This window comes from Dechloromonas sp. H13, from assembly GCF_009469615.1.
Taxonomy (GTDB): domain Bacteria; phylum Pseudomonadota; class Gammaproteobacteria; order Burkholderiales; family Rhodocyclaceae; genus Azonexus.
The window spans coordinates 137,056-154,471 of record NZ_SSXX01000007.1 but is presented as its reverse complement, the minus strand read 5'-3'; the positions used below and the strand labels follow the sequence as shown (position 1 = coordinate 154,471).

Annotated in this window: 14 protein-coding genes and 1 pseudogene; 11 read left to right on the top strand and 4 right to left on the bottom strand. The window is 66.2% G+C overall.

The features are described from left to right. The first annotated feature begins 47 nt into the window (after positions 1–47). Complete coding sequence (locus tag GH660_RS15010; RefSeq protein WP_228276511.1) at positions 48–2,075, top strand: TonB-dependent receptor; 2,028 nt, start codon at positions 48–50, stop codon at positions 2,073–2,075. A gap of 88 nt (positions 2,076–2,163) precedes the next feature. After that, positions 2,164–4,440, top strand: coding sequence for an NADP-dependent malic enzyme (locus tag GH660_RS15005; protein WP_153147495.1), 2,277 nt, complete (start codon positions 2,164–2,166; stop codon positions 4,438–4,440). A gap of 84 nt (positions 4,441–4,524) precedes the next feature. Here the strand turns inward: GH660_RS15005 and mpl are convergent, their stop codons facing one another. Then, complete coding sequence (gene mpl, locus GH660_RS15000) at positions 4,525–5,871, bottom strand: UDP-N-acetylmuramate:L-alanyl-gamma-D-glutamyl-meso-diaminopimelate ligase (RefSeq protein WP_153147494.1); 1,347 nt, start codon at positions 5,869–5,871, stop codon at positions 4,525–4,527. Positions 5,872–5,921: 50 nt separating this feature from the next. Between mpl and GH660_RS14995 the strand changes: the two genes are divergently transcribed. From GH660_RS14995 to GH660_RS18045, 9 genes and pseudogenes are all read left to right on the top strand, one after another. Beyond that, on the top strand, positions 5,922–6,512 hold the full coding sequence (locus GH660_RS14995) for a hypothetical protein (RefSeq protein WP_153147493.1): 591 nt from the start codon (positions 5,922–5,924) through the stop codon (positions 6,510–6,512). 40 nt (positions 6,513–6,552) lie between these two features. After that, positions 6,553–7,032 carry a type II 3-dehydroquinate dehydratase gene (gene aroQ, locus GH660_RS14990; protein WP_153147492.1) on the top strand — a complete coding sequence of 160 codons (480 nt, stop codon included), beginning with the start codon at positions 6,553–6,555 and terminating at the stop codon, positions 7,030–7,032. 57 nt (positions 7,033–7,089) lie between these two features. Then, positions 7,090–7,548: an acetyl-CoA carboxylase biotin carboxyl carrier protein gene (gene accB, locus GH660_RS14985; RefSeq protein ID WP_153147491.1), complete on the top strand. Its 459-nt coding sequence runs from the start codon at positions 7,090–7,092 to the stop codon at positions 7,546–7,548. A 7-nt stretch (positions 7,549–7,555) separates the two neighbouring features. Then, a complete protein-coding gene (gene accC / locus GH660_RS14980) occupies positions 7,556–8,914 on the top strand; it encodes an acetyl-CoA carboxylase biotin carboxylase subunit (RefSeq protein ID WP_153147490.1) in 1,359 nt (452 codons plus the stop codon). A gap of 3 nt (positions 8,915–8,917) precedes the next feature. After that, on the top strand, positions 8,918–9,808 hold the full coding sequence (gene prmA, locus GH660_RS14975; protein ID WP_153147489.1) for a 50S ribosomal protein L11 methyltransferase: 891 nt from the start codon (positions 8,918–8,920) through the stop codon (positions 9,806–9,808). Beyond that, positions 9,808–11,124: a DUF3426 domain-containing protein gene (locus tag GH660_RS14970; RefSeq protein WP_194266328.1), complete on the top strand. Its 1,317-nt coding sequence runs from the start codon at positions 9,808–9,810 to the stop codon at positions 11,122–11,124. The genes prmA and GH660_RS14970 overlap by 1 nt, the downstream gene beginning before the upstream one ends. A gap of 11 nt (positions 11,125–11,135) precedes the next feature. Then, the gene (locus GH660_RS14965; RefSeq protein WP_153147487.1) at positions 11,136–12,071 is read left to right on the top strand and encodes a carbohydrate kinase family protein; all 936 of its coding nucleotides are present in this window, start codon (positions 11,136–11,138) and stop codon (positions 12,069–12,071) included. A gap of 94 nt (positions 12,072–12,165) precedes the next feature. Next, positions 12,166–12,924: a GNAT family N-acetyltransferase gene (locus GH660_RS14960; protein ID WP_153147486.1), complete on the top strand. Its 759-nt coding sequence runs from the start codon at positions 12,166–12,168 to the stop codon at positions 12,922–12,924. Positions 12,925–13,067: 143 nt separating this feature from the next. Continuing rightward, positions 13,068–13,445, top strand: a pseudogene (locus GH660_RS18045) (lysophospholipid acyltransferase family protein); the annotation flags it as partial. A 190-nt stretch (positions 13,446–13,635) separates the two neighbouring features. On the opposite strand, the gene GH660_RS14950 reads toward GH660_RS18045, so the two are convergent. The 3 genes from GH660_RS14950 to GH660_RS14940 form a co-directional block, all read right to left on the bottom strand. Next, on the bottom strand, positions 13,636–14,466 hold the full coding sequence (locus tag GH660_RS14950) for a symmetrical bis(5'-nucleosyl)-tetraphosphatase (protein WP_153147485.1): 831 nt from the start codon (positions 14,464–14,466) through the stop codon (positions 13,636–13,638). A gap of 100 nt (positions 14,467–14,566) precedes the next feature. Further along, positions 14,567–16,390, bottom strand: a complete 1,824-nt coding sequence (gene glmS / locus GH660_RS14945; RefSeq protein ID WP_153147484.1) for a glutamine--fructose-6-phosphate transaminase (isomerizing) — start codon at positions 16,388–16,390, stop codon at positions 14,567–14,569. 12 nt (positions 16,391–16,402) lie between these two features. Next, positions 16,403–17,410, bottom strand: a complete 1,008-nt coding sequence (locus GH660_RS14940; RefSeq protein WP_153147483.1) for an NAD-dependent epimerase — start codon at positions 17,408–17,410, stop codon at positions 16,403–16,405. Positions 17,411–17,416: the final 6 nt, after the last annotated feature.

The following is a 17,416-nucleotide window of genomic DNA, read 5'->3' as shown; positions in this document are numbered from 1 at the left end:
TTTTGACAATGCATGTAAGAAAAATATTAATTATTTCCTATTTGTCCTTGCTCGCCGGACCGCTTGCGGCGGAGGAAATCGCCACGCTCTCGGCCGTCGAGGTGCGCGCCCGGGTGGAAAATCTGGAGGGCCTGGCGGTCTCCGGCAGCGAAGGCGTGGTTTCCGGCCAGCGGCTGGCCGCCGTGCCGCTCCAGCGGCCGGCCGAAGCGTTGGAGATGGTGCCCGGGCTGATCGTCACCCAGCATGCCGGCGACGGCAAGGCCAACCAGTATTTTCTGCGCGGCTTCAATCTCGACCACGGGACCGACTTCGCGACCTGGGTCGCCGGTGTTCCCGTCAACATGCCGACGCATGCGCACGGGCAGGGCTATACCGACCTCAATTTCCTTATTCCCGAACTGGTCGACCGCATCAGGTTCCGCAAGGGGCCGTATTTTGCCGACGAGGGCGATTTCTCGTCGGTCGGCGTCGCCCGCATCGACTACCTGCGCCGGATGGATGGCACGCTGGCGTTGCTGACCGCCGGCCAGAACGGCTACGCGCGCGCCCTGCTGGCCGGATCGCCCGAAGTTGGCGCCGGCAACCTGCTCTACGCGCTTGAAGTCTTCCACAACGACGGCCCCTGGGAGGTGCCGGAGGATTACCGCAAGCTGAACGGCGTCCTGCGCTATAGCCAGGGCACGCGCGAGGATGGCTTCGCGCTGACCGGCATGGCTTACCGCGGCAAATGGACGTCGACCGACCAGGTGGCCAGGCGCGCCATCGACAGCGGCCTGGTCGGCCGCTATGGCTCGCTGGACGACACGACCGGCGGCGACACCTTTCGCTACAGCCTGTCCGCCGAATGGGCGCGGCGCGGCGAGAACAGCCAGACGACTGCCAGCGCCTGGTGGCTGCGTTCCGGCCTCGACCTGTGGTCCAACTTCCAGTACTGCCTGAACGACTACGCGGCGACCGGCGCCTGCGACACCGGCGACCAGTTCAAGCAGGGTGAGCGGCGCCAGGCCGGCGGCTTCTCGGCGGCGCAGACCTTCTTCGACCGCTGGGGCGGCTTCGAGGTGGCCAACGCTTTCGGCGTCGATGGGCGCGTCGACCGCATCGATCCGGTCGGGCTCTACAACACCGTGCGCCGCGCGACGTGGAACACCGTGCGCGAAGACCGCGTCACCCAGCGCAGCCTGTCCTTGTGGGCGCAGAACGAAACGCGCTGGAGCGAATGGTTCCGCTCGCAGGTCGGCGTGCGCGGGGATGCCTACGATTTCACGGTCGACGCCAGTCTGGACGCCAATTCCGGCAAGGCTAGCGACCAGATGGTGACGCCCAAGCTGGCGTTGATTTTCGGTCCATGGCGGCGCACCGAGTTCTATCTCAACTACGGCCAGGGCTTCCATTCCAACGATGCGCGCGGCACCACCATCCGTGTCGACCCGACCGACGGGACGACCCCGGTCAGCCAGGTTTCGCCGCTGGTGCGGACGACCGGCTACGAGGCCGGCCTGCGCAGCGAGCCTCTGCCCGGCTGGCAGACCACGCTGGCCCTCTGGCAACTCGAGTCGGACTCGGAGTTGCTGTTCGTCGGCGACGCCGGAACCACCGAGCCGTCGCGCCCGTCGCGCCGCTACGGGGTCGAGTGGACCAATTTCTACGCTGCGAACAGCTGGCTGGCCTTCGATGCCGACCTTGCCTGGTCGCATGCCCGCTTCAGCGAGTCGGCGCCGGAGGGCGACTACATTCCCGGCGCCGTGGTGACGACGGCCAATATCGGCGTCACCGTCGATCAGCTCGGCCCCTGGTTCGGCGCCTTGCGCCTGCGCTATTTCGGTCCGCGGCCGCTGGTCGAGGACAACTCGGTGCGTTCGCAGGGGTCGGCGCTGACCAACCTGCGCGTCGGCTACCGTTTCGACCCGCGCACCCAGATTGCGCTGGAGGTCTTCAACCTGTTCGACCAGCAGGTCAACGACATCGAATACTGGTACGACTCGCAACTGGCAGGCGAGGCGTCGGCGGTTTTCGACCGCCACGTCCACCCGGCGGAGCCGCGGACGTTCCGGCTGACGCTTTCGCACCGCTTCTGATCGGTAATCCATAATTACGCTTTCAGCGAATCGACCTTTGGAGTAACCTACAGGGTTTTCCCAATCGCAGAAAATCAGAGGAGATTCCGTGGAAAAGGATCTGCGCGAAGCCGCACTCGAATACCATCGCTGGCCCACGCCGGGCAAGATTTCCGTTCGCCCGACCAAGGGCCTGACCAACCAGCGCGATCTGGCGCTGGCCTATTCGCCCGGCGTCGCCGCTGCCTGCGACCTGATCGTCGAGGATCCCGCCTCTGCCGCCGAAATGACCTCGCGCGCCAATCTGGTCGGCGTCGTCACCAACGGAACCGCGGTGCTCGGCTTGGGCAACATCGGTCCGCTCGCCGCCAAGCCGGTCATGGAGGGCAAGGGCTGCCTGTTCAAGAAATTCGCCGGTATCGACGTCTTCGACATCGAACTGGCCGAGAACGACCCCGACAAGCTGATCGACATGATCGCCGCCATGGAGCCGACGCTCGGCGGCATCAACCTTGAGGACATCAAGGCGCCGGAGTGCTTCTACATCGAGCAGAAGCTCAAGGAGCGGATGAGCATTCCGGTCTTCCACGATGACCAGCACGGTACCGCCATCATTTCCGCCGCCGCCATGCTCAACGGCCTGAAGATCGTCGGCAAGAAGGTCGACGAGATCAAGGTCGTCTGTTCCGGTGCCGGCGCCGCCGCGATTTCCTGCCTGAATCTGTGGTGCGACCTCGGCGTCAAGCGCGAGAACATCACCGTCTGCGATTCCAAGGGCGTCATCTACGTCGGTCGCCCCGGCGGTATGGACGAAACCAAGGCGCGCTACGCCCAGAACACCGAAGCGCGCACCCTGGGCGACGCCATGGTCGGCGCCGATGTCTTCCTCGGCCTGTCGACCGCCGGCGTGCTAAAGCAGGACATGGTCAAGACCATGGCCGCCAAGCCGATGATCTTCGCGCTCGCCAACCCGACGCCGGAAATCATGCCGGAGCTGGTCAAGGAAGTCTGCCCGGAGGCGATCATCGCCACCGGCCGTTCCGACTACGTGAACCAGGTCAACAACGTGCTGTGCTTCCCCTTCATCTTCCGCGGCGCGCTCGATGTCGGCGCCACGCGCATCACCGAGGAGATGAAGATGGCGTCGGTGCGCGCCATCGCCGAACTGGCCGAAGCCGAAGTGACCGATGAAGTGGCGATGGCCTACCCGGGCCACGTGCTGTCCTTCGGCCCGGAATACCTGATCCCGAAGCCCTTCGACCCGCGCCTGATCGTCAAGATCGCGCCGGCCGTCGCGCAGGCGGCGATCGATTCCGGCGTCGCCACGCGGCCGATCACCGACTGGGATGCCTACCGCGCCAAGCTGTCCGAATTCATCTACCACACCGGCATCGGCATGCGCGCCATTTTCCAGGCCGCCCGCCAGGCCAAGGGCAAGCGCATCATCTACGCGGAAGGCGAGGAAGAGCGCGTGTTGCGTGCAGTTCAGGTCGTGATCGAGGAAAAATTCGCCCGGCCGATCCTCATCGGCCGTCCGGAAATCATCGAACGCCGTCTTGAAAAAGCCAAGCTGCGGATCAAGCCCGGCGTCGATTTCGACATCGTCAATCCGGAGCACGACGAGCGTTACCGTGAATGCTGGCAGGCCTACCACAAGCTGATGGTGCGGCGCGGCGTCACGCCGGGCATCGCCAAGGACGCCCTGCGCCGCAAGCCGACCGTGATCGGCGCCATGCTGCTCAAGCTCGGCTACGCCGACGGCCTGATCTGCGGCATGACCGGCCAGTTCAGCCACCACCTGGGCGTGATCAACAACATCATCGGCAAGCGTACCGGCGTGAATACGCTGGCGGCGATGAACTACCTGATGCTGCCGGGCCGTTCGCTGTTCATATGCGATACGCACGTCAACGAGAACCCGGATGCCCAGGAAATCGCCGAAATGACGCTGATGGCGGCCGAGCAGGTCAAGCGCTTCGGCCTGCAGCCGAAGGTCGCCCTCCTGTCGCACTCGAATTTCGGCTCCAGCAATTCCGAATCGGCGCGCAAGATGGGCGTCGCTGCCGGCCTGATCGGCGCGATGTCCGCCGGCGAGCTTGAAGTGGACGGCGAGATGCATGGCGACTCGGCGCTCGACGAGGGCATCCGCCGCGAAGCCAACCCGGATTCACCGCTCAAGGGCGAGGCCAACCTGCTGATCATGCCCAACATCGACGCCGCCAACATCTCCTACAACCTGATCAAGATGACCGGCGGCGAAGGCGTCACCATCGGTCCCGTCCTGCTCGGCGTGGCCCGCCCGGTGCACGTGCTGACCGCGACCGCCACGGTGCGCCGCCTGGTCAACATGACGGCGCTGGCCGTCGTGGAGTCGATGGAGCGCTGATTTTCACGCGACAAAAAGGCGCGGGAGGGCAACCTCACCGCGCCTTTTTCATTTTCGGCCATTTTTCGTAGTCGACCGCAGCTGTTACTCGGCGAGTGCGGCGAGCAGCTTCCCGTGGATGCCGCCGAAGCCGCCATTGCTCATGACCAGGATGTGGTCGCCCGGCCGCGCCGCGATGACGACCTGATCGACCAGCCGGCCGAGATCCTCCTCGACCACGGCGCGCTCGCCCATCGGCGCCAGCGCCGCGCGCGCATCCCAGCCGAGATTCCCCGCGTAGCAGAAAGCGGCATCGACCTCGCGCAGGCTGTCCGGCAACTGGCTCTTCATCGTCCCGAGCTTCATCGTGTTCGAGCGTGGTTCGAGCACGGCGAGAATCCGGGCGCCGCCGACCTTGCGCCGCAGCCCGGCAACGGTGGTGGCGATCGCCGTCGGATGGTGGGCGAAGTCGTCGTAGACCGTGACGCCGCGCACCTCGCCGCGCACCTCCATGCGCCGCTTCACGTTCACGAAGCGCGACAGCGCATCCAGCCCCTGGACGAGCGGCACCCCGACGTGGCGGGCGGCGAGCAGTGCGGCACAGGCGTTGGCGCGGTTGTGTTCGCCGGAAAGCTGCCACACGGTACGGCCGATCCTGCCTTCCGGGCCGCGCAGGAGTAGTTCGCCGCGGGCATCGTCGCCGGTCACGCGGTAGCCGGCCGGATCGTTGAAACGCTCGACCGGCGTCCAGCAGCCGCGCTGCAGCACGCGCTCGAGGCTGGCTTCGGCGGCGTTCGCGACGATCAGCCCGGAAGCCGGCAGGGTGCGCACAAGGTGGTGAAACTGCGTCTCGATGGCTGCAAGATCGGCGAAAATGTCAGCGTGATCGAATTCGAGGTTGTTGAGGACGACGGTCCGCGGCTTGTAATGCACGAACTTGGACCGCTTGTCGCAAAAGGCGGTGTCGTACTCGTCGGCTTCGATGACGAAGAACGGGGTGTCGCCCAGGCGGGCCGAGACGCCGAAATTGAGCGGCACGCCGCCGATCAGGAAGCCGGGTGCCATGCCGGCTTCCTCGAGAATCCAGGCCAGCATCGACGCGGTCGTCGTTTTGCCGTGCGTGCCGGCGACACCGAGAACCCAGCGCCCCTGCAGTACGTTTTCCGCCAGCCATTGCGGGCCCGACACATAGGGCAGGCCCTGGTCGAGAATGGCTTCGAGCAGCGGGTTGCCGCGCGAAATGGCGTTGCCGACGACGAAGACGTCGGGCTTCAGGGCCAGCTGATCAACCTCGAAGCCTTCGATCAGCTCGACGCCGGCGTCGCGCAGTTGGTCGCTCATCGGCGGATAGACGTTGGCATCGCAGCCGGTTACCCGATGGCCGGCGGCGACCGCCAACTGGGCGACGCCGCCCATGAACGTCCCGCAGATGCCGAGAATATGAATGTGCATGTCACAGAGACCCGTTAGAATGGGGGCGATTCTACCCTGATCGAGCCACCATGCCCCATCATGAACGGCCCCGAAACGGCCCCTCCACCCGGGCCAGCATCGCCAGTGCCGCCGCCCGCCTGATGGCGGAGGATGGCATTACCGACTTTCACCATGCCAAGCGCAAGGCGGCCCGCCAGCTTGGCCTGCCCGAGCGCACCGCCTTCCCGGACAATGCGGAAATCGAGGCCGAGCTGCGCGCCTATCGCAGCCTCTACCAGGAAGAAGGGCACGCCGAGCTGATCCTGGCCATGCGCCGGACGGCACTCGAACTGCTCGAGTTGCTGGCCGGTTTTTCGCCCTATCTCGCCGGTTCGGTGCTCGACGGCACGGCGGGCGAGCATTCGCACATCGACATCCTGCTGTTCGCCGACAGTGCCAAGGAAGTCGAGATCTTCTTGCTCAACCGGGGCATCGCCTTCGAGCACGTCGAGCCACGCAACGAGCGTGCCGAAGCGGTGCTGGTGATGGAAACCGATACCGCCGACGCCAATCTGGTCATCTTTCCGCCGCAAATGGAGCGTGTGGTCCTCAAGCACCGCGACGGGCGCCCGCGCGAACGTATCCGCGCCGATGCGCTGCGTGCGTTGATTTCCGAGTAAGGCTGGACAAAATGCTGCGATTTACGGCAAACTTGCAGCCATGAAGAAGGAAAAAACCGCTTCCGGGCAGGTCGAAAAACCCCGTATCCTGGTCTTGCACGGGCCCAATCTGAACCTGCTTGGCACCCGCGAACCGGAGCATTACGGCAAGCTCACGCTGGCCGACATCAACCTGGCGCTGGCCGGCATGGCCGACAATGCCGGGGTCGACCTCGAGGCGTTCCAGAGCAACCACGAAGGGGCGTTGATCGAGCGCATCCATGCCGCGCGCGACCAAGGCGTGCGCGCCATCATCATCAACCCGGCGGCCTACACGCATACCAGTGTGGCGCTGCGTGATGCGCTGGCAGCGGTGAGCATTCCGTTCGTCGAGGTGCACCTGTCGAACGTCCATGCCCGCGAGCCGTTCCGGCACCATTCCTATTTTTCCGACCTGGCCGTCGGGGTGATCTGCGGCCTCGGTCACGAGGGCTACCTGCTGGCCCTTGAGTATCTGCTCAACAAGCTCAACATCGAATAATCCCGGCAATTCGCCGGCCTTTTGCGTCGATTCGGCGCAAGACAGAAGGGAGTCTCCATGGATCTGCGCAAACTCAAGAAGCTCATCGACCTCGTTCAGGAATCCGGCATTTCCGAACTGGAAGTCACCGAAGGCGAGGAAAAGGTTCGCATCGCCAAGCACTACGGCGCGGTCGCCGCGGCACCGGTGCAGTATGCGCTGCCGCCGGCGATGCCGGTGGCGGGGGGCGCCCAGGCCGCTCCTTCGGCGGTCAGCCTGGACGACGAGGACGATCTGCCGGAAGGGCACGTCGTCAAGGCGCCGATGGTCGGCACCTTCTACCGCTCGCCTTCGCCGGGCGCCGAGGCCTTCGTGCAGATCGGCCAGGCCGTCAAGGAAGGCGACACCCTGTGCATCATCGAGGCGATGAAGCTGCTGAACGAAATCGAGGCCGACGCTTCCGGCGTGGTCAAGGCCATCCTGCTCGACAACGGCGAGCCGGTCGAATTCGGCGAACCGCTGTTCGTGATCGGCTGATCGCGCCATGTTCGGCAAAATCCTCATCGCCAACCGTGGCGAAATCGCCCTGCGCGTGCAGCGCGCCTGCCGCGAGTTGGGCATCAAGACCGTCGTCGTGCATTCCGAGGCCGACCGCGAAGCCAAGTACGTCAAGCTGGCCGACGAGTCGGTCTGCATCGGCCCGGCCTCCTCAGCGCTGAGCTACCTGAACGTGCCGGCCATCATTTCGGCGGCCGAAGTGACCGATTCCGAGGCGATCCATCCGGGCTACGGCTTCCTGTCGGAAAATGCCGACTTCGCCGAGCGTGTCGAAACCTCCGGCTTCGCGTTCATCGGCCCGAAGGCCGAGACCATCCGTTTGATGGGCGACAAGGTGTCGGCCAAGAACGCCATGAAGGCGGCGCAGGTGCCCTGCGTTCCGGGTTCCGACGGCGAACTGCCGGAAGACCCGAAGGAAATCGTCAAGATCGCCCGCGCCGTCGGTTACCCGGTGATCATCAAGGCGGCGGGCGGCGGCGGCGGGCGCGGCATGCGCGTCGTCCATACCGAAGCGGCGCTGGTTAACGCGGTGCAGATGACGCGCCAGGAGGCCGGCAGCTTCTTCGGCAATCCTGCGGTCTACATGGAAAAATACCTGGAAAATCCGCGTCACGTGGAAATCCAGGTGCTGGCCGACCAGCATGGCGGTGCGATCTACCTCGGCGAGCGCGACTGCTCGATGCAGCGCCGCCACCAGAAGGTTATCGAGGAGGCGCCGGCGCCGCACATCCCGGCCCGCCTGATCGGCCGCATCGGCGAACGCTGCGCCGACGCCTGCCGCAAGATCGGCTACCGTGGCGCCGGCACCTTCGAGTTCCTTTACGAAAACGGCGAGTTCTACTTCATCGAGATGAACACGCGCGTCCAGGTCGAGCACCCGGTCACCGAGGCAATTACCGGTGTCGATATCGTCCAGGAACAGATCCGTGTCGCCTACGGCCACAAGCTGCGCTATCGGCAAAAGGACGTCACGTTCCGCGGCCATGCCATCGAATGCCGCATCAACGCCGAAGATCCCTTCACGTTCGTTCCCTCTCCCGGCAAGATCGGCTTCTATCACCCGCCGGGCGGCCCCGGCATCCGCGTCGATTCGCACATCTACCAGGGCTATACCGTGCCGCCACATTACGACTCGATGGTGGCCAAGGTCATCGCCTACGGCGACACTCGCGAGCAGGCCATTCGCCGCATGCGCATCGCGCTGTCGGAAATGAGCATCGAGGGCATCAAGACCAACATCCCGCTGCATCAGGAACTGATGCAGGACGCGCGCTTCATCGAGGGCGGTACCAGCATTCACTATCTGGAACAGAAACTCGCCGAAAAGGGCGAAGTCAAGAAGTAGGCGATGGGCTGGCAGAGCGTCAGTTTTCTCACCGATGCGTCGCACGCCGAGCCGATGTGCGATGTCCTCCTCGAAGCCGGCGCGCTGTCCGCCAGCATCGAGGATGCCGACGCCGGGACGGCCGCCGAGAAGCCGCAGTTCGGCGAGCCGGGCTCGGTCAATGCGCCGGGCTGGGCACATTCGCGAATCGTTGCCCTGTTCGAGCCGGATGCCGACGTCGCGGCGCTGCTGGCGCAGGCGAGCGCCGCCATCGGTCTGCCCGGCGTGCCGGCGTGGACCGTCGAAGAGGTGGCGGAACAAAACTGGGTGCAGCTGACCCAGTCGCAGTTCGATCCGATCCGCGTTTCCGAACACTTGTGGATCGTCCCGTCGTGGCACGAATTGCCGGACCCGGCTGCCATCAACCTGATCCTCGATCCAGGCATGGCCTTCGGCACCGGGTCGCATCCGACCACCCGCCTGTGTCTGGAATGGCTTGAGCGCAACGTCCATGACGGCTGCAGCCTGCTCGACTACGGTTGCGGTTCCGGCATCCTGGCCATTGCCGCCGCCCGTCTCGGCGCCGGCAGTGTCGCCGGGGTCGATATCGACCCGCAGGCGGTCGCGGCGGCGCGGGCCAACGCCGAACGCAACGGAGTGAATGCGCTGTTCGCCGATTCGGCGCAGCCGGTCGCCGGCGAGTACGACCTCGTCGTCGCCAACATCCTGGCCAACCCGCTGCGCGTGCTGGCGCCGGCCATCTGCGCCCACGTCCGTTCCGGCGGCCGGCTGGCGCTCTCCGGCATCCTGCGCGAGCAGGCCGACGAAATCATCGCGATCTACGCGCAGTGGCTGCCGCTGCAGGTAGCCGGCGTGCGCGAGGACTGGGTATGCCTGGCCGGCGTCAAATCCTGATGCGCACCCGCTGCCCGGCCTGCAGCACGGTTTTCCGTGTGACGTCCGAGCAATTGCGGGCGAAGGCCGGCAAGGTGCGCTGCGGTTACTGCAAGTCGGTCTTCAACGCCTTCGACGGGCTGGTCGACGACACGCCGGCAGCGCCGCTGCCGGCGCCCGAGGAAATTCGGGAAGCGACCGGATCGCCGGCGGCGGGAACGGGCGATGTTGTCAGTGCGGGTGTAGCAGCGGTAACCGAGGCACCGTCGATACCAGCGTCGAACGCGGTGGTCGAGGATCATCCCGCCGAACCCGAACCCGAACCCGAACCCGAACCCGAACCCGAACCCGAACCCGAACCCGAACCCGAACCCGAACCCGAGCCCGAACCCGAACCCGAGCCCGAGCCCGAGCCCGAGCCCGAGCCCGAGCCCGAGCCCGAGCCCGAGCCCGAGCCCGAGCCCGAGCCAGAGCCCGAGCCAGAGCCAGAGCCAGAGCCAGAGCCAGAGCTAGGCCCGGAACCGGAACCGCAAGACGAGCCCGCAAGCGCCTTCTCAGCCAGTGGTGAAGCCGAGGCCGGCGAAATCGAAGTGCTGCATATCGCCGAGTCTGAGGGCGAGGCCGCTGCCCGCGACGCCATCGCCCCGGAGGCAATGGAAATCGCCCTTTCCGGGCCGTCGACCGCAGCAGGCGCCGAGCAGCCCGAACCCTTCATCGCCGATGAGGCGCCCGAAGTCTACGCCGAGCCGACGGACGCAGCGCGCGAAGCCGGTCTCGTGGCGGTGCGCGACCTGACCGAAACGCCCGGCTACAACCGCTGGGCGGCCGGCGCCCTGGCCGGAGGAACCGGCGCCGGCTTCGACGGCGAGCCGGTGCGGCGGGTCACCTGGCCTTTCGTCGTCGCCGCGCTGCTGCTGGCTGGCGTCCTGGCGGCACAACTCGCGTATCACTTCCGCACCGAGCTGGTCAGGCACGTGCCGGCGGCCGCCGACGTCTTCGCATCACTGGAGATCGACCTGCCGCTCCCGGCGCAGAGCGAACTGGTCAGCATCGAGGCGTCCGACCTGCAGGCGGACAATGCCCGCGGCCTGTTCGTCCTCCAGGCCACCCTGCGCAACCGTGCCGCCTACGACCAGGCCTGGCCGGCGCTGGAACTGACGCTGATCGACGCCCAGGATACGGTGGTCGCACGCCGTGTTCTGCAGGCTGCCGATTACCTGCCGGCGGACAGCGACCTCGCCGCCTTCCCGGCCAATGCCGAAACTCCCGTCCGCCTGTGGATCGATGCCAAGGGCCTGGGGGCTGCCGGCTACCGGCTCTACATCTTCTACCCCTGATTGCCTGTCCTATGTCCACCCTGATCTGCGGTTCGCTCGCCTTCGACAACATCATGGTCTTCCCCGACCGCTTCAAGAACCACATCCTGCCCGAGCAGATCCACATCCTGAACGTCGCCTTCCTGGTGCCTGAAATGCGCCGCGAATATGGCGGCTGCGCCGGCAACATCGCCTACAACCTGATGCTGCTCGGCGGCGAACCGCTGATCATGGCGACCGTCGGCGACGACGCGGCGCCCTACCTCGAGCGCCTCGACCGCCTCGGCCTGCCGCGCACGCACGTGCGCCACGTGCCGGGCAGCTTCACCGCCCAGGCCTTCATCACCACCGACCTCGACGACAACCAGATAACGGCCTTCCATCCCGGCGCCATGAGCTTCTCGCACCTGAACAAGGTCGAACACGCCAGGACGGCCAGGCTCGGCATCGTCGCCCCGGACGGGCACGAAGGCATGATGCAGCACGCCCGCGATTTCGCGGCGGCCGGCGTGCCGTTCATCTTCGACCCGGGCCAGGGGCTGCCGATGTTCAACGGTGACGAACTGCTCGATTTCATGGCGCTGGCTGATTTCGCCTGCTTCAACGACTACGAGGCGAAGCTGCTGAGCGACCGCACCGGCCGCAGCCTGGAGCAACTCGCCGGCGCCGTGCAGGCGCTGATCGTCACGCGCGGCGGCGAGGGCTCGACGATCTTCGCCGGCGGCCAGCGTATCGACATCCCCTGCGTGGCGGCCGAGCAGCTGGTCGACCCCACCGGCTGCGGCGACGCCTACCGCGCCGGCCTGCTCTACGGCATCGCCAATGGCCTAGACTGGTCGACGACCGGCCGGCTGGCGGCGGTGATGGGGGCAATCAAGATCGCCCATCGCGGCGGCCAGAGCCATGCGCCGAGCCGCGAGGAAATCGCCGGCATCTATCGGCGGGCCTTCGGCGAGATGCCCTGGTAGGCCGAACTTCTGAAACGCTGCAGTCATCTTCGGGCAACGCGGGCGTAACAACGGTCATCCACACTGTTCTCCATGGATACGCAAGGAGAACAGCATGGAACATATCCGCAATGAAGCGGGCCGCAGCCGCCCGCAGCGCCATAGTCTGTCCGTCGGCTTCGCCCACGGGCAAAGCGAGATTCTCGACGCCCAGCGCCTGCGTTACCGGGTCTTCGCCGGCGAAATGGGCGCCAACCTGCCGAGCCGGACGCCCGGTGTCGACCACGACATCTACGACCCGTACTGCAGGCACCTCGTCGTGCGCGACACGCAAAGCGGCGAGGTGGTCGGCACCTACCGCATCCTGCCGCCGGAACATGCCCGCCAGATCGGCTATTACTCGGAAAACGAGTTCGACCTGACCCGCCTGCAGCACCTGCGTCCGCGGCTGGTCGAGATCGGCCGCTCCTGCGTGCACCCGGATTACCGCACCGGGGCGACGATTACCCTGCTGTGGTCCGGGCTGGCCCAGTACATGAGCGAGCAGGGCTACGACTACCTGATGGGCTGCGCCTCGATCAGCATGGCCGACGGCGGGCACGCCGCGGCCAGCTTGTATAATCGTCTGGCGGGACACCTCGGGCCGCAGGAGTACCGCGTTTTCCCGCGCTGTCCCTTGCCGCTGGCCGCCCTGCAGCAGGACCGGCCGACGGTGACGCCGCCGCTGATCAAGGGGTACCTGCGGGCGGGCGCCTGGATTTGCGGCGAGCCGGCCTGGGATCCCGATTTCAATACCGCCGACCTGCCCATCCTCATGCCGATGGCCCGGGTTGCCAGCCGTTATGCCAAGCATTACCTGGGACAAGCAGACTGAACGAAACGCCTCTCATCCTCCGTCTTTTTCGTATCTGCCGACTGGGCCTGCTGCTGGCCGGCGGGGCCGTCGTCACCTTCGTCGCCTTTCCCCTGCTCGGCGATGCGGCGCGGCTGCGGCTCAAGGCCGGCTGGTCGCGGATCGTGCTCGGGACGCTGGGGATCAAGCTGGAGGCCGACCTGACCCATGTCGCGCCGGGCGTCCTGCTGGTTGCCAACCATGTTTCCTGGATCGACATTCTGGTCATCAACGCGGCGCTGCCGGCAGCCTTCGTCGCCAAGGAGGAGGTCCGCCGCTGGCCGCTGATCGGCTGGCTGGCGGCGCAGAACGATACCGTCTTCCTGCGTCGTGGCAGCCGCGGCCACGCGCGGATCATCAACGCCCTGATCGCCGAAACCCTGGGACGGGGCAAGCATGTCGCCGTCTTTCCGGAAGGTACGACGACCGACGGCTGCAGCCTGCTGCATTTTCACGCGGCCCTGCTGCAGCCGGCGCTGGCCGCCGGCCGGCCGGTGCTGCCGGCGGCGATTTCCTACTGGGAGCCGGACGGCCGGCGCAGCCTGGCGCCGCGCTACGACGGGGACATCTCGCTCGGGCAATGCACGCGCGCCATCCTGGGTCGCCGGCGCCTGATCGCCAGGCTGGTGACGACCCCGCTGCGCGGCCTGAACGGCGAGGAGCGGCGCCAGGTCGCGGCCGAGGCGCGCGAAGCTATCGCTTTGGCCGCCGAGCTTCCAATGGCGAGCAATCCACCTGAAACACCCGCCGGTCTTCCAGACGCAATGCCGTCAGGTGGCCACCCCACAGGCAGCCGGAATCCAGCGCCAGCAGATTCGGCGTGATCTGCAGGCCGAGCGCCGACCAATGGCCGGTGACGAGGATCGATCCGGCGCTCTTCCGGTTGGGCACCGCGAACCAGGGCAGGTGGCCGGGCGGGGCATTGGCCAGTTCGCCCTTGGTCTTCAGTTCCATGACGCCGTCAGGGGTGCAGAAGCGCATCCGGGTCATGGCATTGACGATGACGCGCAGGCGCGGCCAGCCCTTGAGCTTGTCCGACCAGGCCGCCGGTTCACTGCCCCACAGGTTCATGACGAATTCGCTGTACCCGGGGCCTTGCAGCTCGGCTTCGACCTCGCGCGCCAGCTTGCGGGCGCGGCTGGCTGTCCATTGCGGCAACAGGCCGGCGTGCACCAGGCAGTAGTCGCCTTCGGTGTGGCAGAGCGGCTGCCGGCGCAGCCAGTCCAGCAGTTCGCCGCAATCCCCGGCGTCGAGGATGGGCTGAAGGGTGTCGTCCTTGCCGCGGAACTTGGCGCCGCCCTCGGCCACCATCAGCAGGTACAGGTCGTGGTTGCCGAGAACCGTCAGGGCAGCCGGGCCGAGCGACTTGATCAGGCGCAGCGTTTCCAGCGACTGCGGCCCGCGATTGACCAGGTCGCCGACCAGCCACAGGCTGTCGTGCACCGGATCGAAGGCGCACTGGTCGAGCAGCCGGCGCAGCGAGTCGTAGCAGCCCTGGATGTCGCCGATCGCATAGGTGGCCATGGCACAAGGTCTCGTCAGGCCGGTGACGGGGGGTGCTGCGTGGGATGCAGTATGCGGCGCGCGGTCATTGCTGCGGTCGACACCGGAAAAGTGCCGAAAATCACTCGACCGTCACCGATTTCGCGAGGTTGCGCGGCTTGTCGACGTCGGTGCCCTTGACCAGCGCCGCGTGATACGACAGCAGTTGCAGGGGAATCACGTGCAGGATCGGCGACAGTTCGCCGTAATGCTCGGGCAGGCGCAGGATGTGCACGCCGGCCGAGGCGCCGATTTCCGAGTCGGCGTCGGCGAACACGTACAACTCGCCGCCGCGCGCCTGGACTTCCTTGAGGTTGGACTTCAGCTTGTCGAGCAACTGGTCATTGGGGGCGACCGAGATCACCGGCATGTTGGCATCGACCAGCGCCAGCGGACCGTGCTTGAGTTCGCCGGCCGGATAGGCTTCGGCGTGGATGTAGGAGATTTCCTTGAGCTTCAGCGCCCCTTCCAGGGCGATCGGGTAGTGCCGGCCGCGCCCGAGGAACAGCGCATGGTGCTTGTCGGCGAAGCGCTGGGCCCAGGCCTCGATCTCCCTTTCGAGCCCGAGCACCTTGTTGACCGCCACCGGCAGGTGGCGCAGCTGTTCGATGTAGGCGGTTTCTTCCTGGGCGCCGAGCTGGTGCCGCACCTTGGCCATCACCAGCGTCAGCAGGAACAGCGCGGCGAGCTGGGTGGTGAAGGCCTTGGTCGAGGCGACGCCGATTTCCGGGCCGGCACGGGTGATGAAGCGCAGCGCGCATTCGCGGACGATGGCGGATTCCGGTACGTTGCAGATGGCCAGGGTTTTCATCTGGCCGAGGCTCTTGGCGTGGCGCAAGGCGGCCAGCGTGTCGGCGGTTTCGCCGGATTGCGAGATGGCGACGATCAGCTGGCGCGGGTTGGCGACCGAGGTGCGGTAGCGGTATTCACTGGCGATTTCGACCGTGCACGGCACGCCGGCGATGGCTTCGAGCCAGTAGCGGGCGGTATAGCCGGAATGGCTGCTGGTGCCGCAGGCGAGGATGAGGACGGAATCGACGTCGGCGAGCAGGCTGGCGGCTTCGGCACCGAAGATGCCGGGCTGGATGCTCTTGCTGCCGCCGACGATTTCCAGCGTGTTGGCCAGCGCCTCGGGCTGTTCGAAGATTTCCTTCTGCATGTAGTGCTGGAAGTTGCCGAGTTCGACGGCGGCAGCGGAAAGCTGCGAGACATGGACCGGGCGCTCGACCGGGGTGCCGTCGAGTCGGGTAATGCGGACGCCGGTTGCGGTCAACTCGGCGATGTCGCCGTTTTCCAGATAGACCATGTTGCGGGTGACCTGGAGCAGGGCCGAGGCGTCGGAGGCGGCGTAGTTGCCGCTGTCGGAAACGCCGAGCAGCAGCGGCGAGCCTTCGCGGGCGACGACGACCTTGCCCGGCTGCCGGTGATCGACGACAGCGATGGCGTAGGCGCCGACCAGGCGCTGGCAGGCAAGTCGGACGGCGGCGAACAGGTCGGGCTCGCTCTTCAGGGTGGCTTCGACGAGGTGGGCGATGCTCTCGGTGTCGGTGTCGGAGGTGAACACGTAGCCCTGGGCGGTCAGTTCGCTGCGCAGGCTTTCATAGTTCTCGATGATGCCGTTGTGGACGACGGCGATCGAGCCGGAGACGTGCGGATGGGCGTTGCGCTCCGAAGGCACGCCGTGGGTGGCCCAGCGGGTGTGGGCGATGCCGGTGACGGCCTGGGTGCTGGCCGCGGCGGCTTCGAGTTCGGCGACGCGGCCGACGGAACGCACGCGTTCGACGCACCCGTCGCCGACGACGGCCAACCCGGCCGAGTCGTAGCCGCGGTATTCGAGACGCTTGAGGCCCTCGACGAGGACGGGAACAATGTTATTGCCGGCGCTTGCCGCAACGATGCCGCACATGAGGAGAGCTCCTTAAATCTTGTAATAATCGCGATACCAGGCGATGAAGCGGCTGACGCCTTCCTGGACGGGCGTGGCCGGCGCGAAACCGACCCAGTCGTCGAGCAGCGCGGTGTCGGCGTAGGTCGCCGGCACATCGCCATCCTGCAACGGTAGCAGGCGTTTTTCCGCCTTCATGCCGAGCGCGCTTTCGATGGCGCCGATGAAATCGAGCAGTTGCACCGGGTTGTTGTTGCCGATGTTGAAGACGCGGTAAGGCACGTTGCTGGTCGCCGGATCGGCGGAAATCGGGTCGTATTCGGTGTTGACCGCGGCATTGCGGTCCATGACGCGGATCACCCCTTCGACGATGTCGTCGATGTAGGTGAAGTCGCGCCGCATGTTGCCATGGTTGAACACGTCGATCGGCCGGCCTTCAAGGATGGCCTTGGTGAACAGGAAGAGCGCCATGTCCGGGCGGCCCCACGGGCCGTAGACGGTGAAGAAGCGCAGGCCGGTCGTCGGCAGGCCGTAGAGGTGGCTGTAGGTGTGCGCCATCAGCTCGTTAGCCTTCTTGGTCGCCGCGTAGAGGCTGACCGGGTGGTCGACGCTGTCATGCTCGGAGAACGGCATCCTGGTGTTGCCGCCATAGACGCTGGAACTGGAGGCGTAGACCAGATGCGCCACCTTGTTGTGGCGGCAGCCTTCGAGGATGTTGATGAAGCCGACGAGGTTGCTGTCGACGTAGGCGTGCGGGTTCTGCAGCGAGTAGCGGACGCCGGCCTGGGCGGCGAGGTGGATCACCTTGTCGAATTTCTCGGTGGCGAACAGCCGTTCCATGCCGGCCCGGTCGGCGACGTCCAGCTTGACGAAGCGGAAGTTCGGATGGCCGGTCAGGCGCGCCAGGCGGCTCTCCTTGAGGCTGACCTCGTAATAGTCGTTGAGATTGTCGAGGCCGACCACGGTATCGCCGCGCGCCAGCAGGCGCAGCGTGGTGGTCATGCCGATGAAGCCGGCAGCGCCGGTGACGAGAATTTTCACGGGTCA